24 protein-coding genes and 1 pseudogene are annotated in these 24,248 nt (G+C 34.9%); 23 read left to right on the forward strand and 2 right to left on the reverse strand.

Annotation, left to right across the window (positions count from 1 at the left end; genetic code table 11):
• Positions 1–8: 8 nt before the first annotated feature.
• From MHH51_RS06355 to MHH51_RS06395, 9 genes and pseudogenes are all read left to right on the forward strand, one after another.
• A complete protein-coding gene (locus MHH51_RS06355; protein ID WP_339285061.1) occupies positions 9–1,259 on the forward strand; it encodes an MFS transporter in 1,251 nt (416 codons plus the stop codon).
• A gap of 120 nt (positions 1,260–1,379) precedes the next feature.
• Entirely contained in the window at positions 1,380–1,613 is a 234-nt protein-coding gene (locus MHH51_RS06360; protein WP_339285063.1) for a hypothetical protein, read from the forward strand.
• A gap of 53 nt (positions 1,614–1,666) precedes the next feature.
• A pseudogene (locus MHH51_RS06365) lies at positions 1,667–1,914 on the forward strand (DUF2798 domain-containing protein).
• A 47-nt stretch (positions 1,915–1,961) separates the two neighbouring features.
• Positions 1,962–2,969 carry a phosphotransferase gene (locus MHH51_RS06370; protein WP_339285065.1) on the forward strand — a complete coding sequence of 336 codons (1,008 nt, stop codon included), beginning with the start codon at positions 1,962–1,964 and terminating at the stop codon, positions 2,967–2,969.
• Positions 2,970–3,330: 361 nt separating this feature from the next.
• On the forward strand, positions 3,331–4,080 hold the full coding sequence (locus MHH51_RS06375) for a MerR family transcriptional regulator (RefSeq protein WP_339285066.1): 750 nt from the start codon (positions 3,331–3,333) through the stop codon (positions 4,078–4,080).
• The gene (locus tag MHH51_RS06380) at positions 4,077–4,394 is read left to right on the forward strand and encodes a hypothetical protein (protein ID WP_339285068.1); all 318 of its coding nucleotides are present in this window, start codon (positions 4,077–4,079) and stop codon (positions 4,392–4,394) included. Before MHH51_RS06375 ends, MHH51_RS06380 begins: the two co-directional genes overlap by 4 nt.
• A gap of 28 nt (positions 4,395–4,422) precedes the next feature.
• The gene (locus MHH51_RS06385; protein WP_339285070.1) at positions 4,423–4,962 is read left to right on the forward strand and encodes a hypothetical protein; all 540 of its coding nucleotides are present in this window, start codon (positions 4,423–4,425) and stop codon (positions 4,960–4,962) included.
• Positions 4,963–5,534: 572 nt separating this feature from the next.
• Entirely contained in the window at positions 5,535–6,236 is a 702-nt protein-coding gene (locus tag MHH51_RS06390; protein WP_156988430.1) for a response regulator transcription factor, read from the forward strand.
• Positions 6,211–8,067: a HAMP domain-containing sensor histidine kinase gene (locus tag MHH51_RS06395; RefSeq protein ID WP_339285073.1), complete on the forward strand. Its 1,857-nt coding sequence runs from the start codon at positions 6,211–6,213 to the stop codon at positions 8,065–8,067. The genes MHH51_RS06390 and MHH51_RS06395 overlap by 26 nt, the downstream gene beginning before the upstream one ends.
• Before the next feature lie 67 nt (positions 8,068–8,134).
• Here MHH51_RS06395 and MHH51_RS06400 read toward each other — a convergent pair whose 3' ends face one another.
• The gene (locus MHH51_RS06400) at positions 8,135–8,566 is read right to left on the reverse strand and encodes an SRPBCC domain-containing protein (protein ID WP_339285075.1); all 432 of its coding nucleotides are present in this window, start codon (positions 8,564–8,566) and stop codon (positions 8,135–8,137) included.
• Between the two features lie 365 nt (positions 8,567–8,931).
• Between MHH51_RS06400 and MHH51_RS06405 the strand changes: the two genes are divergently transcribed.
• Positions 8,932–9,747, forward strand: a complete 816-nt coding sequence (locus MHH51_RS06405) for a metallophosphoesterase (protein ID WP_339285077.1) — start codon at positions 8,932–8,934, stop codon at positions 9,745–9,747.
• A 242-nt stretch (positions 9,748–9,989) separates the two neighbouring features.
• Here MHH51_RS06405 and MHH51_RS06410 read toward each other — a convergent pair whose 3' ends face one another.
• On the reverse strand, positions 9,990–10,430 hold the full coding sequence (locus MHH51_RS06410) for a cell wall hydrolase (RefSeq protein WP_147212536.1): 441 nt from the start codon (positions 10,428–10,430) through the stop codon (positions 9,990–9,992).
• Between the two features lie 218 nt (positions 10,431–10,648).
• Between MHH51_RS06410 and MHH51_RS06415 the strand changes: the two genes are divergently transcribed.
• From MHH51_RS06415 to MHH51_RS06475, 13 genes are all read left to right on the forward strand, one after another.
• A complete protein-coding gene (locus tag MHH51_RS06415) occupies positions 10,649–11,515 on the forward strand; it encodes an aldo/keto reductase (RefSeq protein WP_339285080.1) in 867 nt (288 codons plus the stop codon).
• Between the two features lie 201 nt (positions 11,516–11,716).
• Positions 11,717–12,292, forward strand: a complete 576-nt coding sequence (locus tag MHH51_RS06420) for a DUF4352 domain-containing protein (protein ID WP_147212534.1) — start codon at positions 11,717–11,719, stop codon at positions 12,290–12,292.
• Positions 12,293–12,457: 165 nt separating this feature from the next.
• Positions 12,458–13,069, forward strand: coding sequence for a sugar O-acetyltransferase (locus MHH51_RS06425; RefSeq protein WP_147212533.1), 612 nt, complete (start codon positions 12,458–12,460; stop codon positions 13,067–13,069).
• A gap of 163 nt (positions 13,070–13,232) precedes the next feature.
• Positions 13,233–14,243 carry an ROK family protein gene (locus MHH51_RS06430; RefSeq protein ID WP_147212532.1) on the forward strand — a complete coding sequence of 337 codons (1,011 nt, stop codon included), beginning with the start codon at positions 13,233–13,235 and terminating at the stop codon, positions 14,241–14,243.
• A 16-nt stretch (positions 14,244–14,259) separates the two neighbouring features.
• The gene (locus MHH51_RS06435) at positions 14,260–14,640 is read left to right on the forward strand and encodes a VOC family protein (protein WP_339285082.1); all 381 of its coding nucleotides are present in this window, start codon (positions 14,260–14,262) and stop codon (positions 14,638–14,640) included.
• A 60-nt stretch (positions 14,641–14,700) separates the two neighbouring features.
• On the forward strand, positions 14,701–15,258 hold the full coding sequence (locus MHH51_RS06440; protein ID WP_339285083.1) for a maltose acetyltransferase domain-containing protein: 558 nt from the start codon (positions 14,701–14,703) through the stop codon (positions 15,256–15,258).
• 37 nt (positions 15,259–15,295) lie between these two features.
• Positions 15,296–15,892, forward strand: a complete 597-nt coding sequence (locus tag MHH51_RS06445) for a sugar O-acetyltransferase (RefSeq protein WP_339286267.1) — start codon at positions 15,296–15,298, stop codon at positions 15,890–15,892.
• A 646-nt stretch (positions 15,893–16,538) separates the two neighbouring features.
• Entirely contained in the window at positions 16,539–18,074 is a 1,536-nt protein-coding gene (locus MHH51_RS06450; protein WP_339285085.1) for a response regulator, read from the forward strand.
• A 16-nt stretch (positions 18,075–18,090) separates the two neighbouring features.
• Positions 18,091–19,827: a sensor histidine kinase gene (locus MHH51_RS06455; protein ID WP_339285087.1), complete on the forward strand. Its 1,737-nt coding sequence runs from the start codon at positions 18,091–18,093 to the stop codon at positions 19,825–19,827.
• Positions 19,828–20,022: 195 nt separating this feature from the next.
• On the forward strand, positions 20,023–21,699 hold the full coding sequence (locus MHH51_RS06460) for an extracellular solute-binding protein (RefSeq protein ID WP_339285089.1): 1,677 nt from the start codon (positions 20,023–20,025) through the stop codon (positions 21,697–21,699).
• A gap of 101 nt (positions 21,700–21,800) precedes the next feature.
• Positions 21,801–22,655 (forward strand): ABC transporter permease subunit, encoded by an 855-nt coding sequence (locus MHH51_RS06465; RefSeq protein ID WP_147212570.1) that lies wholly within the window; start codon positions 21,801–21,803, stop codon positions 22,653–22,655.
• 12 nt (positions 22,656–22,667) lie between these two features.
• Positions 22,668–23,561, forward strand: coding sequence for a carbohydrate ABC transporter permease (locus tag MHH51_RS06470; RefSeq protein WP_156988414.1), 894 nt, complete (start codon positions 22,668–22,670; stop codon positions 23,559–23,561).
• Positions 23,562–23,584: 23 nt separating this feature from the next.
• Positions 23,585–24,208, forward strand: coding sequence for a DUF624 domain-containing protein (locus MHH51_RS06475; protein ID WP_339285091.1), 624 nt, complete (start codon positions 23,585–23,587; stop codon positions 24,206–24,208).
• The last annotated feature ends 40 nt before the right edge of the window (positions 24,209–24,248 follow it).

A 24,248-nucleotide genomic window follows, 5' to 3' on the forward strand; every position in this document is an offset into this window, starting at 1 on the left:
GGATTAAGATGACGAAACAAGCAGGAACATTAACAGATCAAAACAGCACAAAAGCCAGATGGTTATTGCTTATCGGCGTTATTTTGGTTGGAGCAAACTTAAGAGTGCCTATTACCTCCGTTGGAGCATTGATTACCTTTATTCGTGAGGATCTTGGCATCAGCAATGCCTCAGCTGGAATGATAACAACGTTGCCTTTGATTGCATTTGCATTGCTTTCTCCGTTTGCTCCAAGAATAGCGAATAAAATAGGGATGGAATGGACAATTGCCTTATCTTTAGTATTACTTATCACAGGCATGATCGTACGGTCCATTGCGGGAATAGGATATCTATTTACAGGTACCATTTTCGTAGGATTGGCTATTGCGATTGGAAATGTTTTAATTCCAGGTATTATCAAAATGAGTTTCCCTTTAAAAATAGGAATCATGACCGGTGTATATGCTGTTTTTATGAATATATTCGGTGCCTTGGGCTCTGGTCTCAGCGTCCCGATTTCTTCTGTTGGCAGTATGGGATGGCAGGGAGCATTGAACATTTGGGGAATAATTACAATCATCGCATTACTCATTTGGTTACCGCAGCTTCGCAAACATCCGGATGAATCACCTAAAGCAAATGTGGAAAAAGATAAGAAAACCAATTTATGGCGTTCACCAATTGCCTGGAGTGTGACATTATTTATGGGAGGGCAATCTCTTGCATTTTATACATTGATTACCTGGATGCCAGACATTTTGAGAACGGTTGGTTATAACGCAGGCGGAGCAGGATGGATGGTCTTCCTGATGCAGGTTGCGCTTATTCCTACTACTTTTGTAATTCCGGTTATAGCCGAAAAAATGAGCAATCAGATCGGCTTAGCTGTTGGAACAGCCGTATTGTTTATTATTGGATTTACCGGCTTGATGTCTGGAAGTATGGCACTTGTCCCTGTTTGGGCAATATTGCTTGGAATTGCAGGCGGCAGCGGCTTCAGCCTCTCCATGATGTTCTTTACAATCCGGACCAAAGACGGGAAAGAAGCAGCCGAGCTTTCTGGTATGGCACAATCCTTTGGTTATCTTTTAGCTGCGGTTGGTCCAGTACTTGTCGGTGTCTTGCATGATAGAAGTAATGGATGGCTCATGCCGCTTATTTTCTTAATCATTATTTCTGTGGTTATTTTAGTAGCAGGGATTGTATCTGGCAAGGAAGGAACCATATCGAATCAATCTGATAAACAGATATCGAAGGAATGGATAGAAGAGGTTTAATGAAATGGTAAGAAACCCTCGCCCGTACAGGGGGAGGTTCTATATATTAGCAGTTGCTATGAAATCAGCATAGCAGCTGCTTTTTTATGTTGTGAATCACTTATTTTCCAAGTGAATAAAATGATTCAAAAAGGGCTCATTCAATCCAATAAGAAAAAAGAAGATTATAAATCTGTATACTACTCTTTAACAGATGCCGGGACTGAATTAGCTTATATGCATCATCATCTTCACCAAAAAGTAATAGAGCGTTATGAGGAACTGCTTCATAAATTTGATGGAGCGGAGCTAACTACTATTTGCTTTATGTCTGAATGGACCGACCAAATAAAAAACACGGATATGCTGGAATAAGAGTACATTCGTTTGGAATAAATACTATTTTTTAACAGAAGGATGGATTATAATTGAAAATAAATAAAAAATATGAGCATATTATTTTTACTGTTTTGATGGGCTTGGTATCTCATGCATAATATCATTTGTTCTTGTCTCCATAAATATAGGCTACAATAGCTCGTTTTTGGGGACTTGGCTGACAATGTGACTGCAGGCTTTTATTTGTGCAGTTCCATGTGCGTATTATTTCCCAAAAGCTATAAGGAAGTTAATGAAAATTTTTAACTTTGTAGAAAAGGAAACGTCCTACAAATAACATTTTATATAAATATTTTTAAAAGATGAGGAGATGGCAGATGACAGATGACAAAAGAATATAATAAAGTAGTCCTGGCGAGAAAAGCCAAGATACTAGAACTGAGTCCTTACTTGGAAAACGGACAGTATACTTTTGATAAAGATCTTAGAACTGTTTATAATACTGCAAAAACCAGCCACCCTATGGTTAATAATCTTAAAAATTCAAAAGAAGAGGATACTCCTTCACTGGAAATGGAGGATTATGGACGTAAGTATTTTAATGGAAGTATTTTATGGTTTTGTATTAATGGCGATATCAGAATTTTTTCAGATGATGAAATACTTGTTATTTGCACCAATCAAGAAAGCTATCAAAGAAAAATAGCAAACTACACGTATTTTTCATCTTTCTTTCGAATTCCTGCGTTACTCAAGCAAGATGCTAAGCACAATATGGTGACGGAAGCATTCATTCATTTTGAAAATCAAACAGAGAACGATGAAGCGTTCATTTTAAAAACAATATATGATGATTACTGTCGTTATTTCAATTACCTAATGCTTCATTCAAAGGTTGACTATCAAACGTTGAATAGCTTATTCGATACAAGTTCAAATGTGGTTCATATTCAGCAATTTGAAAAAATAATAGAAAAAGTTGCCCCGGAATTGCTTTCCCTGAAGCTGCCGTTTATCGACCTGCATGGCGATTTGTGGTCTGATAATATTCTTTTAAACGATGAGGCAGGGGAGAAGACCTTATGGTATATCGACTGGGAGACTGCGGATAAATATGTTTTCTTCTACGATTTCTTCAAATTTATTTGGAATGAATTAGATGTCCATGATAATTATTCCTATTATAAGAGGTATATTGCTGGGGAATTTGATGAAGGCCTGACCCGCCTGTTTGCTATTTTTCATCTGAAGTTTCAGCCCAAATACAGGCAATCTTATTTTTGTCTCTTTTTCCTAAATAGTATTCTAAATGATACAGACAATATTGCGTTTAAATTTAAACTTGAGGAAATAAATGACTTTAAGCGTAAGGTTTTTCCGTTAATGATTTAATGAGGTTCCCAATACTTTATAATGTAGTAAACCGAATTGAGCGTATTATTTAGGAATAGGCAACTTGAAATAATATCGTTTTCTACAAAAAGTCCTACTGATAAAATTTTAGCAGGATTTTTTGTGTTTCCTTTTTTCTTAGAAAAGATTTGACGCTTACATCGATTTGCTCGTATAAAATTTTTCGTATCTTAATTGTGTTGAATAAAATTGAAATGAAAGCCTGCCTATATAATAAAAATTGTTAATTTCAAACATTTAACCCTGCTTATTCAAATAATTAAGTAAAAAAACTTGAAATTGACGTTACGTCATTTTGTATAATGAACATAGTAAAAATAAAACAAGGGGTTGGCTATACTTGATTTCGATTAAAGAAGTAACAAAACAAACAGGGATTACAGTCAGAACGATGCGCTATTACGATCAGATAGGTCTTCTCCACCCAGCAGATAAAACAGAGGGCGGCCATAGATTATATGGAGAGAAAGAAATGAAAAAGCTGCAGGAAATCCAATTTTTAAAGACAATAAGGTTTAGTCTGCAAGAAATCAAAGAAATGTTAGCTGATGAGAATCATGATTGGTTCACGGGTCTAAAGAAACAATTGGGCTATATTTCAAAGGAAAAAGAGAGATTAGAACAAATTGAAGGAACATTACGAGGGTTAATAAATGAAATAATGCTGAATGGCAATATTGATTTGTTTAGTGTGCAGAAGCTCATCCAATTATATCAACAAAATATGGACAAAAGAGAAGGGTATTTAAACCAAATATTTAATGAGGAAGAAAGTAAATTGCTTCAAAATCTTCCAAATATAAATAGAGACGATCCTGAAACGCTGGAATGGATTGCCTTAATAGCACAATTAAAAAAGCATATGTCAAAAGGAATTTCGGCACCGGAAATACAGCGACTCATAAAACGTATGTATGAAAAAGAACAGGAAACATTTGGGGATAACAAAGAATTTGTAGAAAAGATATGGGATATTAGAAAGTCACCTCAAAAATCGGAGAGCGTCGGGTTTTATCCTATCGATGTGGAAACATTGGATTTTTTTGAGAAGGCATATGAATTTTATGTAAACAAGAAAAGCAATTTTTGAATGAGAAAGTGACAATCCCTGATGAATTTACAGAAAAGCTGGTTATCAATGGAAATTCAGGAGATGTTTCTTCAGACCAGCTTTCAACAAATAACCTGGATATAGAAACGAAAAGCGGGGATGGAATGATCAATATCCCTATTTCATCTGATGAATCACAAGATGAAAAAGAAATAAAGGACACTGCAGGTAAAGGAAGTTTTGAGATTGACGTTGAAACAATATCAGGTAACATCACAGCCAGGCAGAACGCAAATGGCATTCGACGAAGGACGAATTTTGCTGGAAACGAATATTATCAAAGAGTTTCATAATATAAATGATTAGATTTGGGGTGTCTTTTTGAATTTTATTGCTTGGATGATTGTTGCTTGTGAAATAGGGTTTTGGATAGTAATTATCTTAGGTTTATTTACAAGATATGTTCTCAAGAAGAATAAACTTGGATTATTTTTCTTAGCCTTAACACCAATAATTGATTTAATTTTATTAATTATTACGGCTGCCGATTTATATCGAGGGGCCACTGCAACAGCTGCACATGCGATTGCGGCAGTTTATATAGGCGTTTCGATTGTATTTGGAAAAAGTATGATTAGATGGGCTGACGAGAGATTTCGCTACTACGTGATAAAAGAAGGTCCAAAACCAATTAAACTGTATGGAATAGAATATTCAAAGCATTATTTAAAGGGGTGGGGGAAAAACGTTTTATCTTATTTGATTGGTGCTGGTATTTTGGCAGGAGTCATTTTCTTAATCAATGATCCTTCTCGAACAGAAGCATTACTTAGGGTCTTACAAATATGGACATTTGTGTTAGGTATTGACTTTATTATTTCTATTTCATACTTCGTCTGGCCAAGAAAGAAGGGTGTTTAATTAGTAAGATAGATTTACAATAGGTGTGATAAGCTAATTAATAAAGACTCCATTATAGTATTCCCGTTATATAAAGATTTATGTTTTTTATTTCATCTTAGATGGAGTCTTTTCATCAATTGTAATGAAAGATTGGTAATGGTTTATACATTTGTGATGGTAAACTATCGTATGCAACGGCACTAATGATAATCGCTATGAAAGCAGTAACAATTGAAACAAACCATTTTCTCATTGATGATCATCTCTTTTTGAATGTTGAATATCAAGCATCCATTTAATCAATTCTTGAAATACCTTAGTATTCAAACAGTATATAATGTGTTACCCCTTTCGCTCTGCCCAGACCAACTGGGCATTTTTTAATAGATTAAGCTGATTGGAAACGCTTGGCTTTGACTTTTCAAAATGTTCAGCGATGTCACCGAGGTTAAATCAGAGAAACAATCAATCCGCTTGATCCGCTTCAAGGTATAATTCATTTAGTATGTTAAGAAATTTGTAAGATTTATATACATAAGATTGAAAGATTAAATCATTAATCTAGATATATAGGTTATAGGAGGTACGTTATGGAAGGTGCAAACATATTAGTTGTGGACGATGACAAGGAGATAGCAAATGCACTAGATAAGCTTCTGACGATGGAAGGATTTAAAGTTATGAAGGCTTATAATGGCTTAGAAGCATTGGATGCTTTAGTTCAACATGATATTCAATTAATACTCCTGGACGTTATGATGCCAAAGCTGGATGGTCTTTCTACTACTTTGAAAATTAGAGAGGAAAAAAATATACCAATTATTATCATATCAGCAAAGTCAGAGGACAGTGATAAAATACTGGGGCTATCTATGGGAGCAGATGATTATATAACAAAACCATTTAATCCAGATGAGCTGGTTGCCAGAGTAAAAAGCCAGCTGAGACGATATATCACTTTAGGGAATATCGGCAATATCACTCCAGGTTCTCAAATTGTGGTTGGAGGATTAAATCTAAATAAGGAATCTAAGCAATTATTCGTGTACGGTACCCCGATTCGGTTAACTCCTACTGAATACAAAATTTTAGATTTTCTAATGACGAATGCTGGAATGGTTTATTCATCTGAACAAATCTATGAAAAAGTGTGGAAAGAGCCTGCGTATTCTGTTGAAAACACCGTCATGGTCCATGTAAGACGTATCCGCGAAAAAATTGAAATAAATCCTAAAGAACCTAAATATTTAAAGGTGGTGTGGGGTATTGGGTATAAAATTGAAAAACTTTAGCAGAAATACAATTACTAAATTTGCAGTATTTTTGATAACAGCTGCCATGATTTCGATGGCTGTCATCCAAATATTTTATGTGGATTGGAATAGGTATAATATAGAGCCGCTGATGATAGAAACTTATGAAGAAAGCAATACATTTATGAATGAGCTGCAAAATAATTTCAGTGAGATAGATTCGCATTTTAATAAACCTGAAATATTAGAAATAGAGGATTTAAATTATATATATTATATAACAGATGGTAACGAAACACAGACGAACAGAGAAGACTTTAGCCGTGAGGATTTCCTAAACTACAGCAATTATGTCTATGAGTATAATCAGGGCAGAGTCACATCAAATGGAAATGTTTTTGAAAATTTTACGTATTTGTTTAGTGAGGATGTAACCATATATATCGGCTTTCCAGATGAATATATGAAGGGGAAGCAGGAGGAATGGAATAATGCTAATGAAATATTAAGTGCGCAGGTAATAGATTTTGCTTTGTATACCATCGTAGCGTTAGCACTCATTATCTATTTAATCACTGTTACAGGGAGAAAACCAAATAAAGAAACATTACAAACGAATTGGCTGGACTTATTATATAGTGAAATTTTATTAGCACTAGTCGTGTTACCAATCATAGCTTGCTGCATTTATCTATTCGATCTCCACTATTATTACAATTATGTACTTCGAATATCTGCAATTCATAAGTCTTATATGTATTTAATTGGAATAGTAACAGCTATAGCTGCCTTATTATCTGGAGCAGGATTATTAGCACTGGTAAGAAAGATCAAGGATAGAAGGTTTATAAAGGGTTTTCTTTTATATAAAATTGGTTATAAGATAGTAGTCTTCACAGTAGACTTTACAAAAAGTTTTTTTGATGGCAGAAGGTATGTAAAATCTCCGCTAACCAAGAATTTGCATCAAAGGCAGTTAGCTTTCATTATAGCTAGTTTTATTTTAGTATTACTGACTCTTATGTTCATCTTTATAGTATTAATAAGTGGTATACTCATCTTTATCCCTTTAATTTTTATCCCGCTAGTTCTTGAAATTGTGCTTATTTACTGGTATGTGAAATATAATAATAAGACATATGACGAAATAAATAAAGGCTTCAATGAAAGCTTGGAGGAACAAATGAAATCGGAGAGAATGAAAATTGAACTGGTGACCAATGTTTCTCATGATTTGAAGACTCCATTAACGTCCATCATAAGTTATGTAGATTTACTGTCTAAAGAAGAAAACCTTTCAGAAACGGCAAGAGATTATATTAAGGTGCTAAGTGAAAAATCTGACAGATTAAAGAATATCGTTTCAGATTTGTTTGATTTAGCGAAAAGTAACAGTGGAGATATAAATCTGCATTTAGAAACGATTGATATGAAAACACTAATTGAACAAATTTTAGGAGACATTGAGGACGATATAGAAAGAGCAGGAAATAAGATAAAATTGAAGCTTCCTGAGTCATCTATAGAAATCGTTGCAGATAGTAACAGACTTTACAGAGTTATTCAAAATGTACTTGATAATGCACTGAAGTATGCTTTAAATGGAACACGGATATTTATAGAGATGGAAAAGAGAGAGGGCAGGGGAATAGTCACTATAAAAAATACTTCCTCTTATGAAATAGATTTTACAGCAGAAGAGATACTTCAGAGATTTAATAGAGGGGATAAGGCCAGAACGGCTGATGGAAGCGGTCTGGGATTGTCTATTGCAGAAAGCTTTACAAAGGTAAGCGGGGGAAGTTTCAAAGTAGATATAGATGGAGATACATTTAAAGTCATTATTAGTTTTCCTTTGGCATCAGAGTAAAAAAATAGTTTTGTTCCAATTCTATAAGAAATTGGAACAAAACTAACCCAGTAATCTTAGTATGTTTTCAGCCCTTGGATTCCTCCGCAAGCTTTTTAATAACCTCTATCGTTTCTTCCCAGTTTTTATCCGAATGCTCATACATCGTTGGCGTAGCAAAGTTGCTATGTTTTAATCTCAGTGTTGTGTGTTTGCTATTGTTACTTAGGTTAAATGTTATGATTGAGTAATTTTCCGGGCTGTCAGGAGTACCTGAAAAGCCGCTCCAGTAATCATAGGAGAAAACGCTCTGCGGCTCATATTCCAGGATATGACCTTTGTCTTCATATTCTGTACCGTCCCATGTGAATGAGAAAGTAATTGGGCTGCCTACATTCCAATCTGTATTCACAGTTACCCCTAACCATTGTTTGATGAAGTCAGGATTAGTAAGTACGTTCCATACTGTTTCGGTTGCTGCCGAAAATTCCCTTTGCTTTTCAATGGATAAATTACGCACACCTTTACACTCCCCTTATCAAATTGGTCATAGCTAATATTGCATTGCGATGTTGAAATATCATTTGTAAGTTGCCATCAATTATAGCATGAAAATAGAGTTGGCAGAGCGAATTATTCTAGTGTGTATTGTGTTTTTACAAAAGGAACGATATAGAAATCCATAATTTTTAACACTTCTTTCAAAGATTGTTAAAAGATACGCTAAGTTACAAGTATAAAAAATTCAAGTAAAGGGATTGAAACACTTTCATATCACCTATCGGGCAAATATTAATATTAGAATTGTTGATGGAAGGGTATATAAAAATAGAAACAGCTGCTGAAAATCAATCACTAAAAAATAATCTGAGAAGGAGTGCCCAAATGTCAACAATATATTCTATCAGTGATATTCACGGATGTTATGAAGCTATGCTTGATACTTTGAATTTAGTAGATTTAGAGTCTGATAAGAATAATAAACTTCTTTTTTTAGGAGACTATATAAGTCGAGGAAAGAATAGCTGTAAAGTTCTTTATCATATTAAAAACTTGGAAGAAAAATATCCAGATCAAGTAGTTGTGTTAATTGGAAATCACGAGCAGATGTTTTTAGACTGGTATTGTAATGAGCAGGAATTTTTATGGTTATCACAAGATCAACAATTGGTGACGACAAAAAGTTTTTTTAAAGCAGAACAATGGGATTATGTTTTTAGAGAATTGCTTCATCTGAAACGTTCTAAAGTAAGAATGAGCAGTTTTATCAAAGCTGAGATAAAAAAAGAACATCCGGAATTACTGCAATGGCTCTTTTCTAAAAGGAAAGAATTCTATTATGAAACGGAAACCCAAATCTATGTACATGCCGGAGTATATGAGGCCGAACCAGAATTATGGAAGCATGCAACAGAGCCATACGAATTTATATGGAAATACCCGGCGGAAACAGGTTCGTTTTATAAAGACATCATTGCGGGGCACATCTCCACAGTTGAGGTTTCCAATGATAACAGTTATTTAGGTAAGGTATTTTGGGATAGTCAAAGCCACTTCTTTATTGATGGTGAAACGGTAGAAAGTAATATAGTTCCTTTGTTAAAGTTTGATACTTGTACGGGTGGCTATTCGAGCTATGAGAAGCAAATGGATGGTTCCTGGATGGAATATTCAATAACAAAAAGATTGTTTAAAGATTAGTATTATTGCTTACCTATAAAGCTTATTTACATTAGTTTTTATAGGATTATCATTTATTATAGAGGGGAAATAAGAACAAAACTTAATTTGAAAGGAGAATACCTATATATCTGCATCTATCCATATATAATATGAAAAAAATTAGCTCAAAATAATCCCTGCCAGGCGATAATTTGGCAGAGATTATTTTTCGTTATATATCAAACCAGTTTTTATTGAAAAAACACCAAAAAGCATACCCCTTACCCCATATAAACACTTTCACACGTTCCAGGAGCCGGTTCATAAAAACAATGATCCATAAATTGACCGGAAAAGGGCTGATCATACCATGTTGGAGGACATGGGGCATATGGATTAAAGTACCAAAGAGCATATTTTGCCGGGTGACTTCTCCAGCTTTCCAACGTCTGCCTTGCTAATTTTCTTTCTGTTTCTCTTGCTCTCTGATAAAACATATTCCCTTTTTGAACAGCTTCGAAAGAGTAATTTCCTCCCTGCACATGAAAAATGACATCATCAACTGTTCTCAAGTCAATAAAATCGCCACAATCTGCTACGACACGGTTAACAATAACATTTCCTACATAAAGCATTCCTTGTTTTCCTTCACCCTCAGCTTCGGCTCTCATCATTCTTGCCATTAAGTCAACGTCTGCCTCTCGGTAAGCTATTCTTCCCATTATCTCACCTCTAAAATATGTTATGACGGAAAACTTGCATTCATGACTTGGGGGCTTGTATTTTTTTAACGTAAATGAACGCTTTATAATGTGTCTTGGCATTTTAAACGAATCAAAACAAATCTATTGACCTAAAGTCCACTCTAGGGACTATAATAAATTTCAAAATGGGTATACAACGAATATAGTTTATTCATTTTACCAAAGGAGATGTTCAAATGATTTTAAATGAAAATTATCAGCTGTCCAATGGGATTGAAATTCCTAAATTAGGTCTTGGAACATGGTTTATTGATGATAAAGATGCTGCTCAGGCAGTAGTTGACGCTGTAAAGGCAGGTTATCGCCATATTGATACAGCGCAGGCATATGGAAATGAAAGCGGCATTGGCCAGGGAATAAAAAATTGTGGTCTGAACAGGGAAGATTTATTTATTACGACTAAACTTGCTGCAGAAGTAAAATCTTATGAGGAGGCTGTTTCATCCATTAATCAATCTCTGGAGACACTGGACCTTGACTATATTGATATGATGATCATTCACAGCCCGCAGCCATGGGCGGATTTTGATGAAGAAGAGCGCTTTTTTGAAGGAAACCGGGAAGCTTGGCAGGCTCTTGAAGAAGCCTATCAGGCAGGAAAACTTCGTGCCATTGGTGTATCTAATTTTCAAAAAGAGGATTTGGATAACATTCTAAGTAACTGTACTGTTAAACCAATGGTAAATCAGATTTTAGCGCATATCAGCAATACACCATTTGATCTGATTGCCTATACGCAGGACCAGGGCATTCTTGTTGAAGCTTATTCACCAATTGCTCATGGTGAGTTGTTTAAAAACGAGAAAGTGGCAGCAATTGCTGAAAAATATGATGTTTCGATTCCACAATTGAGTATTCGCTATACGCTGCAGCTGGGCTTATTTCCACTGCCTAAAACAGCTAATCCGGAGCATATGAAAAATAATGCCGGAGTGGACTTCACTATTTCAGATGAGGATATGGAAGCTTTGAAAAATGTTGAGCGCATTGAAGATTATGGTGAAGCAAGCGGCATGCCTGTATTTGGCGGGAAATTAAAATAACAAAATCCCAAAATACCTTATAATAAAACTGCATTTCATGGGAGCTTTGATTTTTTCCTTTGAAATGCAGTTTTTTATGTCTCTTCTAACTTAGTAAAAGCTGATTGTTGAGCCAATAATCACTTGTCATTCATATTTGTTTTGTTACAATTATTGTGGGGTAATACAATCTTAAGCATATAAAAATTAGGAGGAGTTTTATTGAAGAAATTCATATTTTTAGTATTAATTTTCTTAATGCTGGCAGCATGTAATAATGTGGAAGAAAATACAGAAATGCAGGAAAAAGAAAGTACAGATATAACAGAAGAAACGGATACAGTGACTTCAGAAGAGGAAGAAGAAAAGCCTACATATCAGATTGGTGAAACAGCTGCAATTACAAGTGATTTATATGAGTTTGACTATGAGGTAACAGTGAATGATTTTCAGTTAACAAGAGAAGTAGATGAAGTACCTATCGAAGACTACCTTATCGGGGCAAGAGAAGAAGACAGGTTTGCGGTTGTTGATGTAACCATAAAAAATATATCGGATGAAGCTTATGTGCCGAATCAAATGTTTTCTGCCAATTTTTCAGCAATAGATGAAAATGGGGGAGATATATCTGATGATGAATTCTTTACAGGGGGAGATGAAGAATTAGCTCCCGGTGAAGAGCTGACCGGACATTTAGTATACTTAACGGATATTAATTACGCGGATACATTTGTATTAAAATATGAATTGATGTCAGATCAGGAAACACATTTCGAACTGCCTAATCCTGAACAATAAGATTTTGGATAATCTAAATTAATCATGTTAAAAATGATTACAGCTGGCGGGAGAGGAATACTCTAAAACAAAATTGCATTCCATGGGAGTAAAGCTATAATTCTCCCGGTGGAATGCAATTTTTATGATAAACTTTAATTTAAAGAGTATTTAAAGGAGGGTGCTATGTCTAAACAATATCAAAATTTACTTGCTGGAAAATTGTACAAAACAGATGATAAAATTCAAAGCATAAAAAATAAAGGCAGATATTTATCCAGACTTTTTAATGAGACGACAGAGGAAGAAAACATTGAAAGGAAGAATTTAATTAAACAACTATTTGGAAGCACAGGGGAAAACTATACTGTAAAACCGCCATTTTATTGCAGTCATGGTGTACATATTTTCGTGGGGGATAATTTCTTTTGTAATTTCAATTGTATTTTTCTGGACTTAAATACGATTCATATTGGTAATAATGTTGCGATTGGCCCAAGAGTCAGCATTTATACTGCTCTTCATCCAATTGACCGGAGTATAAGGAATACAGGTTTAGAATATGCACTGCCAGTTACCATAGAGGATGATGTTTGGATAGCAGGAGATGTTGTAATTAATCCGGGAGTAACAATAGGAGAAGGCAGCATTATCGGCTCTGGATCTGTTGTGACAAAGAGCATTCCCAAAAATGTGATTGCCATGGGAAATCCTTGCAGAGTTCACAGGGAAATTACAGAAGAAGATAAAAAGCAATGGGAAGTGATGTACGAAGAGTATCAAGAAAGTATTGAATAAAACTTCCTGCATTAAAATATACTGTACAAGCTGGCTAAAGAGTTTGCTTCCAGAAATTTTATTTGCTATTATCATTAATATATACTTATTAAACCTATTTAATAAGTATATACTTACTTTTTAAACAGATTAAATAAGTGTGTGATATAGGAGGCATTGAATTATGGAATCCAGCCCAAAATCTATGAAGAAAACAATCCAGATAAGCATTCGTAAAGCTCTTTTAGAACTGGGAAGTGCTACCAAGGTTGAACTTAATGACTATTTAGAAATAAGTTTCCCTACCATAAGCAAGTTCCTTACTCAAATGGAGAAAGAAGGGGAAATCTTATCTGCAGGATTCGATAATTCAAGCGGAGGTAGAAGAGCAAAACGCTATAAATATAATCCTGAGCATATGTTAGGTCTGGCTATTTTTTTAGAGGAAAAAGAAATAAATTATATTATTTTCAATTGTTATGGAGAACTAAAAGATAAAGGAACAAATACTGGTATTTCAGATTTAAATTCTTTCACTAAATGTATTCAGGACATAACAAATCAGTACAATAAAATCAGTTCATTATCCATTGGTGTACCGGGATCTGTTGATAATGAGCGTATTTTCTATATTCCAGATTACAAGCATCTTCAAAATGTAGATTTAAAAGGATACTTGGAGGATTATTTCTCTATTCCTGTAGTGGTAGAGAACGATATGAATGCAGCAGTGCTTGGATATTACAATCGTTTAAAAATCAAAGAAAACAAATCAGTTGTCTATTTATATTTAGGTAAAAATGGACCGGGTGCCGGAACGATAGTTAATGGCATTGTTTTGCGGGGCAGCACGAACTTTTCAGGAGAAATTTCATTCGTGCCGCAATATGATGATAAGCGTTTCTGGCAAACCTTAAGTGAAAATAAAATGAATACTTCCCCGGTACATAAGGATTATATGATTGATGTCATAAGCAGACTGGTGGCATCATTTACGGCCATCATAAACCCTCATATGATTATTTTTTGTAACGAAGAAGTAGAACAAGAAACATTAAATAGAATTGAAGAATGTAGTTCCGGATATATTCCGTCAGAACATCTACCTGACCTCGCTCTAAGCGATTGGAAACGGGACTATTTATATGGATTACAAAGTCTTGGGTTAGATCTCATGATAAAAGAGACGGTCTAAAAAGGAGAGAAAAAGAATGAAAATTGAACATGTGGCGATTTGGGTCAAGGATTTAGAAAAAATGAAGAATTTTTATGAAACATATTTTCATGTGGATACAAGTGCTAAATACCATAATGAAAAGAAGGAATTTGAGTCTTATTTTTTAACATTTGATGAATCGGCACGTTTAGAAATTATGCATAAAACAGGCATTGATAAAACAAGTACAACGGAACATCTGGGCTGGGCTCACATTGCTATTTCACTGGGAGATAAGGAGCTCGTTGACCAAATGACAGCCAGATTGAAAAAGGATGGTTACCCACTCGTAAATGGTCCACGTGTCACTGGGGATGGCTATTACGAAAGTGTCATTGAAGACCCTGAAGGCAATCTTATCGAACTGACAGTTTAACCGAAAATAACTTCCAACGCCTTTTTAGTTACAGAATTTATCTTATAGGGTGAAGAGAAGATGAGGACAGAAAAGGAAAAGATGTTGTGTGGAGAATTATATGATGCTGCCGAACCGGAATTACACGGGGAAAGACAATATGCAAGAAAAATGACCAGATTATTCAATGACTCACATGAAGAAGATGGAAATATTAGACGTGCATTATTAAAAGATATATTTGGAACTACTGGAAATAATCTAAGTGTACGACCGCCGTTCCGTTGTGATTATGGCTATAATATACACGTCGGTGAAAATTTTTACGCTAATTATGATTGTGTGTTCCTGGATGTATGTGAAATCCGTATAGGTGACAACTGCTTTATTGCACCGGGAGTACATATTTATACAGCAAGCCATCCCTTAGATGCAGAAGAAAGGATTTCCGGTGCAGAGTATGGAATCTCGGTATCTATTGGTCATAATGTATGGATTGGCGGAAGATCTGTTATAAATCCCGGTGTCACAATAGGAAATAATGTGGTGATTGCTTCGGGTTCCATCGTAATAAAAGACGTACCCGATAATGTTTTGGTTGGTGGGAATCCCGCAAAAATAATTAAAAGAATAGATTGATTTTATTCTATAAAAAAGGAGCAAGAAGCAAATGGAGATGAAAACAGAAAAAGAAAAAATGATAGCTGGAGAGATGTACAATCCCGAGGATCCGGTTTTATTAAAAGATCGAAAGGAAACGAGGGGAAAGGTTCGAATATATAATCAAACTTCGGAAACAGAAGAAGAAAAGCGAACGAAATTATTGAAGGAATTGCTTGGTTCAACTGGGGAAAATGTATATATGGAACCAAATATAAGGTTTGATTATGGATACAACACGCATGTAGGAGAAAACTTTTTCGCAAACTTTGATTGTACTATTTTAGATGTTTGTGAAGTTCGGTTTGGAGATAATTGCCTGCTCGCGCCAGGAGTGCAAATTTACACTGCAACTCATCCAATCGATCCAATAGAGCGTAATTCAGGAAAAGAATATGCAAAGCCAATTACTATTGGAAATAATGTATGGATTGGAGGAAGTGCGGTAATTAACCCGGGAGTGACTGTTGGAGATAATGCTGTTATTGCATCAGGGGCAGTGGTTGTGAAGGATGTTCCAGACAATGCTGTTGTAGGTGGAAATCTGGCCAGGGTTATTAAAATGATTGACGATGTAGCAGGTGAAAAAGTATCGGAAAGCATTCTCACGTAAAAAAGGGGAAAAATATTAGATGTATTTTTGCAGTACATCAAGTGATGCCCATGTGGTAACATGACTTTTGAGTATAAAGCATCAGGTGATATTAAGCTGCTGCTTTTGGGTCTCTTATTCAATCCTCAAAATTGTATCATCATGAGTAGGGCGCGTTCCCTTAGTATTTATCCAAGTCTAATATGATGGATAAAACAAATTGATATCATTCCTTACCCGAAATCCCTGTCATTCTATTTTTGACGGGGATTATCTTTTAGAATTGAATTAATCTGAGTTCTAAATTATATACAACAGATGGCTTAGCCTACTTAGGCTTTATCGAATTTCTTACCTCAAAAAGCTATTTAAAAAATACGAATACTTCTTTTTAGCATATGATATACTGTTAGACAATATCCGATATAAATTGTAAAAAATTCAAATTATGAGAATTGAATTTTCAGAAGATAGTCTGGAGAAGATTTCTTTTTAAAATGGTATGGTAAAAATATTTAGTGTGTTTTTAGGAAGTAAAAGAGGCTGTAAAGTCTCTTTTAAACAAACTATTGAACATGCAATATTATTATGGTTAAATCATAGAGCCTGAATAAGCGCCAAGTAATCTTGAAAGAACAGTGAAATTTCAATAAAGGAGATTCAAGCTATGAGTCGTATTCTGATTGTGGATGATGAGAAGGATGAAAGAAGCGTCATTCGTTTCCTGTTAAAAAAATTTAATTTCGAATTAGAAATAGTGGAAGCGGCAAATGGGAAAGAAGCTTTGGAGGAGTTGATGAGAAGCCCTGCTGATATTTTACTTACTGATGTGAAAATGCCTTTTGTAGACGGAATGGAATTAGCAACGAAAGCAAGAGAGCACTATGATGATATGGAAATTATTTTTTTTAGTGGCCATGATGATTTCAGTTTTGTGAAGAAAGCGCTGACATTAAGAGCTGATAATTATATATTAAAGCCTGTTAAACCAGAAGAGTTTAAACAGACAATGACAGAAGTAATGAGGAATATTAGAAAACATAAGGATGAACAGGAAAAAAAAGAAGCAAATCAACAATTTATAAAAAAGCATATTCTATATCGTTTATTAAATCAAACGCCGGTAGAGGTATTACAAAATGAATATCCTTTCCTAAGCTTTGATTTTTTGAATGATTATCATCGGATGATTCTTGTTCATTCTGATACTGCTTTTTTGGATAGTTTGTTTGAAGAAGAAAATGAATATTTTTATGAGTTAATAAGGAAAGTCACATTAGACAGTAAATACGACGTAATCAATCTAAATCCTTTTCAAATTGTCCTGCTATTTAAAGATAATCCAAATAGCTTCATTACATATAAGCAGGCTGCGAAGCAAATACAGCAAAAAATTCAGGAAACGTATGGCATCAGCTGTATTCTATCAGTAAGTAATCATATGAACAATCCAGTTCAGATGGCTCAAACGTATTGTGAATTAGAAGGCTACTTAAAAGATCGTTTTTTTTATTCAGATGTTTTTATTTATCCAATTGATACACCGTTAACAGATAGTCAAGAGTATAAAGAGGACGAGTATTTATTAGAAGAAATGGAAAGAGCGATTCAACAGGCGGATACGATAGAGTTAGAGAAAAAGATAAGTCTAATTATTCAAAAGTACGATAAAAATACAAAGACTTCACAGGGGTATCTCCGCTTCTTGTTCGCCCGGATGCTGCAGCTGTTTTTTCAGACAATGCCGGAATACAGTAAAGACAGTATGAATAGATATATTGAATTAATATACTCCTATAAGCATTTCTCTGCTATCAAACAAACTTTATTCGAAGTGCAAAGAGAAGTAATAAAGAGATTAGAAGAAGAAAAGAATTCACCAAAGCATGTCATTGATGTAGTGAAACAATATATTATAGAAAATATGGAAAAGGACTTAGGGTTAGATATGTTAGCGGAAAAAGTATACTTAACGCCGGGTTATTTAAGTGATAAATTCAAACAAGAGACCGGGTCGGGAATTAACAAATATATTAAACAGGTGAGGATGAATAAGGCGGAGGAATTACTAAGTAATACCAATATGAAAGTGAATAATATTAGTAAAGCAATCGGCTATAAAAACGATTCCTATTTTATTAGGATTTTTAGAGAGCATTTCGGCGTCAGCCCGAAGAAGTATCGGGATATGAAAAGAGTATAAAGGTGAAGTGAATGTAATGAATCTTTTTAAACGAGGCTTTATTAATTTAAAATTCCGGAAAAAAGTATTATTGATATGTATTGTTGCAAGCTGCTTGCCTATCATTACATTAGGAAGTATGTGGTATTATCAAATACAAGATTCATTAGTTGCCCGTGAGAATGAAAATCTATCTGAAGCATTAAATCAGTCTATTTTAAATATAGATTATAAACTCAACAATTATGTAAATATTATTAATCAAATTGTATGGAATGATGAAATTAAAAATGGATTAACAGCAGAGTATAACAATAATTTTGAAATGTATAAGTTTTATAATGATACATTGGCTCCTTTGCTGGTTACCCCTCCGACTTTACAGACGGACATTGATTCTATTACCATCTATACGGACAATCAAATGAATCCTTATGGCCAATTGCTCAGACCGTTGGCAGACATTAATCAAAATAGCTGGTTTGGCAACATCATGGATTCGAATCAGCCTAATTTGATAGCATCATCGGAGGATGAAACATTTAAGCTGATTTATAAAATATTTGATGAGAGCAGAAAGTTTAATAATATTGTTCAAATGGAAATAAATTATCAGCAGTTTTTTGCTTCCATGCCGAGTTTATTTGAAGAGGATTATGGTGTCGTTATTTTTGATAACGAAAAGAAGCCAGTTTATTCATATGAAACGTTTTCCGATACAAACCTGGCAGGTCAATTCCTATCTTCAGAGTTAGCTGAGAATAAGGATTCACTGGAAGGTAATTTTGTTCTCCAACAGGATGAATTACCGTCCTATGGATGGACTGTTTATTTATATCGGCCAACGGATATTATTTCTGCTGCCACGCTTCCGATGAGAATAACGGTTGTATTGGTTATCTTTTTAAGCATTGCAATTATGGCAGTATCTATTTACCTGCTGGCAAAAGTTGTGGTTAGACCACTGGAAAAGCTGTCGAAAAATATGGAAAAGATAGAAAAAGGGGATTTAACGGTTTCCGTCTTTAATAGCGGTACGGATGAAATCGGGAGTTTAATTAAACAATTTGGGAATATGGTCAACAAATTAAAAGATATGATTAATCAGGTATATAAGAGCAAAATTGCTCAGCAGGAATATGAAATGAAAGCTTTACAGGCACAAATTAATCCGCATTTTTTCTACAATAGTCTTTCATTAATTAATAGTAAGGCTATTATGGCTGAACAAGAGGATATAAGCCAGATGGCTCAGCATCTGTCCACTTTTTATCGGACCACTTTAAATAAAGGGAGAAGTATTGTAGAGGTGGAAAAAGAACTTGAAAATGTGATTTCTTATATAAATATTCAACAATTGATGCATTCGAATTCATTTGATGTATACTATGAGCTGGACAAATCAACCTATCATTATACTATGCTAAATTTGCTCTTACAGCCCTTAGTAGAAAATGCCATTAATCATGGTATAGATCATAAAGAAAGTTCTGATCGCGGGAAATTGATTATCAGATTAAAAAGGATAGAAAACACTTTGGAATTTTCTGTGTTTGATAATGGCGCAGGAATAGACCCAACGAAGCTACAGTCCATTTTGACTACTGAAACAGAAGGATACGGTGTTAGAAATGTCCATAACAGAGTGCAATTATATTATGGTTCTTGCTACGGTTTAACGTATGAAAGTGAGAAGGGTCACTATACGAAGGTAACGTTGGTTATACCAATTGTCCACGGGGAAGCACAATCGTTTCACCATGTAAGAGAATAGGAGAAAACTCCACAAAATAGTTGTGGGGTTTTTTAATTCCAGAGTTTAAATAATAGGAGGTTCCGGAAAATAGGATATGAAAACGGATTATTTGATATTTCGCATGAATCAGACATCAATTAAAATAAAATTATACGAAATCAATGGCCATGATTTTGCTCTGGAAAGACAAAATAATAAGGGGGATTACATGAAATGAAAACGGATTCATTAAGAAGGATGAAATTGCTATTAATCTTATTACTGCTTACTAGTGCACTAGCTGCATGTGTACAGAAATCTTCCAATGAAGGGGAAACAACTACAGAAGATGGTAAGGTTATTATAAATATTGGGCGTTCGGTTGGTTCAAATCCTAAATTACCTGAAGGGGATACCTTTGAAGATAATGCCTATACTCGTGCCGCAGAAGAACAATTAGATATTGATATTCGGAATGCTTTTGAGGCTGAGGGCGCAGACTATGACAGGCAGGTAGCCTTGGCTATTTCTTCTGGGGATTTACCAGATATGATGATCGTTTCCCGAGAAGAGTTAAAAGATTTAGTCGATAATAATTTAATTGAAGATTTAACGGATGTATATGAAGATAATGCAAGCGATTACATTAAAGAAACCTATGCCAGTTATGATAATCGGCCTTTGGAAGATGCAACTTTTGATGGCAGTCTGATGGCAATTCCGGGAACTGAATCGTTGGCAGCTCCGCAAATGACTTGGATACGTGAGGATTGGTTAGAAGAATTAGATTTATCTATAGATGAGGATGGAGATCGTCTTATTACTTTGGATGAATTAGAAGAAGTTGCCAAAACTTTCATTAAAAAAGATCCAGGAGATTCTGGCAACCCGGTTGGAATACCTTTTGAAAATTATCTGAATGCTGGAGATTATGGTTCATTTACGATGAATTCTATTGCAGCGGTTTTTGAGGGACAGCCTAAAAGATATTTAATAGAAGATGATGGCAGTATTACTTATGGATCGACATCAGAAGGTACAAAACAAGCACTTGAATTAATGAATAACTGGTTTGAGGAAGGTATCATTGACCCGCAATTTGGAACGAGATCATTTGACGACATTATGGCATTACTTACAAATGGTCAAACAGGTATCGCAACGGGTCCTTGGCATATACCAGACTGGGGATTATCGAATGTCAGGGAGATGGATAATAACGCAAGATTTGCAGCTTATGTATTAGCTGATGACGAGGGGAGAGTAAACGTACCTGAACAGAAAACAACAGGCGGCAGTTTTATAGTTGTCAGAAAAGGATATGAGCATCCAGAAAAAGCAGTTCAAATGTTGAACTTCTTTTATGATGATATTGAAAATACAACGGAAGAGGACATGGAAAGTACGTTTCCTGAGGTAGCAGAATATTTGGAACAGGGTGTAGATGATTCGACGAAACCATTTAATATCGTAGTTCTTCCTATGCAGACATATTTGGAAGATTATCAAGCTGTTCAAGCTGTTTTGAATGAGGAGATGGCTGTTGAAGAAATTACTAATTCTCAAGTTAGACAGAAGTTAAAAGGGATTGAAGAATATATAGAAAATCCTGAAGACACTTCAACGGGCAACTGGTCCAGCTATCATTCCCGTATTGTAGGGTGGGGGCTAATGAATAAGGTGACAGAGGAAGATCGATTTAATTGGGCAGAAGCAGCTTATGTTGTTAATACACCAACTATGGAGCAAAAAGGTGCTAATTTAATAAAGCTAGAAGAAGAGGACTTTATTAAGATTATAACAGGAGCAGAGCCAATTGATTATTTCGATACGTTTGTTGATAAATGGAATAACCAAGGCGGTAAGGAGATTCTGGAAGAAATAGAAGAAGAGCTGGCTCAACAAGAATAGATAGGAAAGAGGGGGGACGAAGGTTGGCAGTAAATAATCAGGTTGCACCTGCACGTGATCGGAAGAAAGATGTAAAAAAAGCGAAATTAACCTATCACGCTATGCTAGCGCCAGGAATGATTTTCTTACTTATTTTTAGTTTTGCGCCAATGTTTGGGATTATCATGGCTTTTCAAGATTTTGTGCCGGCAAAAGGTTTCTTTGGCTCGGAATTTGTAGGACTGGAACATTTTAAATATATGTTCAACCTGCCTGATATTGGAAAAGTGTTTCGAAATACAATTGTGATTGCATTAGGAAAGATTATTTTTGGTTCTTTACTGGCAATTGCATTTGCGATTTTACTAAATGAAATTCGTTTAAAATTGGTTAAAAAATCTGTACAGACAATTGTTTACTTACCTCATTTCTTATCATGGGTGGTTTTGGCGACGGTAGTAGTCAATTTATTTAGTCTGGATGGAACGGTTAATCAAATTTTGCATTCGTTCGGTCTGGATAGAATTAATTTTCTTGGAAGTAATACATGGTTCCAGCCCTTATTAATCGGGTCGGATGTCTGGAAAGAGTTTGGCTTTAACTCAGTAATTTATTTAGCGGCTATTGCTTCTGTGGATCCGGGTCTGCACGAAGCTGCCAGTATAGATGGAGCAAATTGGTGGAAGCGTGTTTGGCATATTACCTTACCAGGGATGCTGCCGATTATTCTGCTCTTGGCGATTTTAAGTTTGCCAAATGTATTAGAAGGCGGCTTTGATCAGGTATATAATCTCTATTCTCCGATTGTATATGAAACTGGAGATACGATTGATACCTATGTATACAGGGAAGGTTTAGTTGGACGGGATTACAGTTTTGGAGCGGCTGTAGGTTTGTTTAGATCCGTAATCGGTTTGATTCTAATACTGTCAGCTAATAATGCAGCTAAAAAATTCACAGAAAGAAAATTATTCTAAGGGGGAGTATAGATGATACAAGGAAATAGTCTCTCCACAAAAATTGGGAAATTTATCATTTATTTTATTGTTATTTCTTTGGGGTTAGTTTGTCTATTACCCTTGTGGAATATCGTTGCCATATCCTTCAGTGGCGGGGCAGCAGTGGCAGCCAATATAGTTGGGCTTACGCCGGTCAATTTCTCGACAAAGGCTTATGAAATGATTATGGAGGATGCACAATTCTGGAGATCATTCTTTATATCTGTACAACGTGTGGTGCTTGCTTTGGCAATTAACCTGATACTGATTGTGTTAATGGCTTATCCATTATCAAAAACAAAACGCGAATTTAAGAGTAGAAATATTTATATGAATATTATTATTTTTGCGATGTTATTTAGCGGCGGGCTAATTCCGACATATATTGTAATCAGAAATCTGAATTTATTGGATACAATTTGGGTGTTAGTTTTACCAGGGGCGGTGCCGATTTTTAGTGTGATTTTAATCATGAATTTTTTCGTCGGTGTACCAAAATCCCTGGAAGAAGCAGCGGTTATTGACGGTGCCAGTCCACTGCAAATATTATTTAAAGTCTATATTCCGGTATCTTTGCCGGCTCTGGCAACAGTAGCATTGTTTAGTATTGTAGGTAACTGGAATGATTTTATGTCGGGGCTGATTTATATGAGTCAAGTAAGTAATTACCCGATTATGACCTATATTCAGTCTCTTACAATTGATATCGCTGAATTAGTGAGATCTGGCACAAACAGCGACGCACTGCAGAATATTGCAGAAGTACAGAACCGTAATCTTAATGCTGCCAAAATAGTAATTTCTACTATTCCTTTATTGTTAATTTATCCTTTTCTTCAAAAATACTTTGTTACAGGTATTGTTGTAGGATCTGTTAAAGAATAGTGTCAACAGGGGGCGAACAAAACATGAATAGTATTTTAAGTATAGATGGTCCAGTGTATCACTTTTTGTCTAGAGCAGTAGAATTAATTTTATTAAATATATTGTTTCTCCTTTGTTGTTTGCCAATTGTTACAATTGGTGCTTCCCTCACTGCCATGTTTTCCATCACATTGAAAATGGTCAGAGGGGAAGAGGGTGGAATAATTAGCGGATTTTGGCTGGCATTAAAAAAAAATTTTAAACAAAGCACGCTTGTATGGGGATTTTTATCTTTATTCGGTATGATTTTAGCCTTGAATTATTTCTTTCTACAATTCTATACAGGAGATTTTTCGACGTTAATTTTAATGAGTTTAGTCATGTTCTCGATGATTTTCTGCATGTATCTTGTATTGATTTTTCCTTATATTGCACGTTATAAATGTACTATAAAGCAAGCATGCGTCAATGTATTAAAATTAGGTATAGCTAATCTTTATCCAACATTACTAATTATAGCTATTACACTTGGTCCAACTATTTTAATGTTTTATTCGCCGTATGTATTCGTAATAAAATTATATTTAGATATTTTTATCGGCTTTTCTTTAATTACTTATATTAGCTCCTTTTTGATTAGAAATATGTTTGAAAAGTATGAGGGATAACATTTTTTAATCTATTCCTGTTAAAAAATTCTGTCCAGAC

It is taken from the genome of Oceanobacillus sp. FSL K6-3682 (genome assembly GCF_037976165.1).
Taxonomy (GTDB): domain Bacteria; phylum Bacillota; class Bacilli; order Bacillales; family Amphibacillaceae; genus Oceanobacillus; species Oceanobacillus sojae.

Excerpts from the sequence above, each read along its gene's own strand:
- MHH51_RS06415 (WP_339285080.1), top strand. The coding sequence starts at position 10,649 with ATGATTTTAAATGAAAATTATCAGCTGTCCAATGGGATTGAAATTCCT.
- MHH51_RS06430 (WP_147212532.1), top strand. The coding sequence starts at position 13,233 with ATGGAATCCAGCCCAAAATCTATGAAGAAAACAATCCAGATAAGCATT.
- MHH51_RS06455 (WP_339285087.1), top strand. The coding sequence starts at position 18,091 with ATGAATCTTTTTAAACGAGGCTTTATTAATTTAAAATTCCGGAAAAAA.
- MHH51_RS06370 (WP_339285065.1), top strand. The coding sequence starts at position 1,962 with ATGACAAAAGAATATAATAAAGTAGTCCTGGCGAGAAAAGCCAAGATA.
- MHH51_RS06475 (WP_339285091.1), top strand. The coding sequence starts at position 23,585 with ATGAATAGTATTTTAAGTATAGATGGTCCAGTGTATCACTTTTTGTCT.
- MHH51_RS06410 (WP_147212536.1), bottom strand. The coding sequence starts at position 10,430 with ATGGGAAGAATAGCTTACCGAGAGGCAGACGTTGACTTAATGGCAAGA.
- MHH51_RS06390 (WP_156988430.1), top strand. The coding sequence starts at position 5,535 with ATGGAAGGTGCAAACATATTAGTTGTGGACGATGACAAGGAGATAGCA.
- MHH51_RS06405 (WP_339285077.1), top strand. The coding sequence starts at position 8,932 with ATGTCAACAATATATTCTATCAGTGATATTCACGGATGTTATGAAGCT.
- MHH51_RS06470 (WP_156988414.1), top strand. The coding sequence starts at position 22,668 with ATGATACAAGGAAATAGTCTCTCCACAAAAATTGGGAAATTTATCATT.
- MHH51_RS06450 (WP_339285085.1), top strand. The coding sequence starts at position 16,539 with ATGAGTCGTATTCTGATTGTGGATGATGAGAAGGATGAAAGAAGCGTC.
- MHH51_RS06355 (WP_339285061.1), top strand. The coding sequence starts at position 9 with ATGACGAAACAAGCAGGAACATTAACAGATCAAAACAGCACAAAAGCC.
- MHH51_RS06440 (WP_339285083.1), top strand. The coding sequence starts at position 14,701 with ATGAGGACAGAAAAGGAAAAGATGTTGTGTGGAGAATTATATGATGCT.
- MHH51_RS06435 (WP_339285082.1), top strand. The coding sequence starts at position 14,260 with ATGAAAATTGAACATGTGGCGATTTGGGTCAAGGATTTAGAAAAAATG.
- MHH51_RS06465 (WP_147212570.1), top strand. The coding sequence starts at position 21,801 with ATGCTAGCGCCAGGAATGATTTTCTTACTTATTTTTAGTTTTGCGCCA.
- MHH51_RS06425 (WP_147212533.1), top strand. The coding sequence starts at position 12,458 with ATGTCTAAACAATATCAAAATTTACTTGCTGGAAAATTGTACAAAACA.
- MHH51_RS06360 (WP_339285063.1), top strand. The coding sequence starts at position 1,380 with ATGATTCAAAAAGGGCTCATTCAATCCAATAAGAAAAAAGAAGATTAT.
- MHH51_RS06445 (WP_339286267.1), top strand. The coding sequence starts at position 15,296 with ATGAAAACAGAAAAAGAAAAAATGATAGCTGGAGAGATGTACAATCCC.
- MHH51_RS06460 (WP_339285089.1), top strand. The coding sequence starts at position 20,023 with ATGAAAACGGATTCATTAAGAAGGATGAAATTGCTATTAATCTTATTA.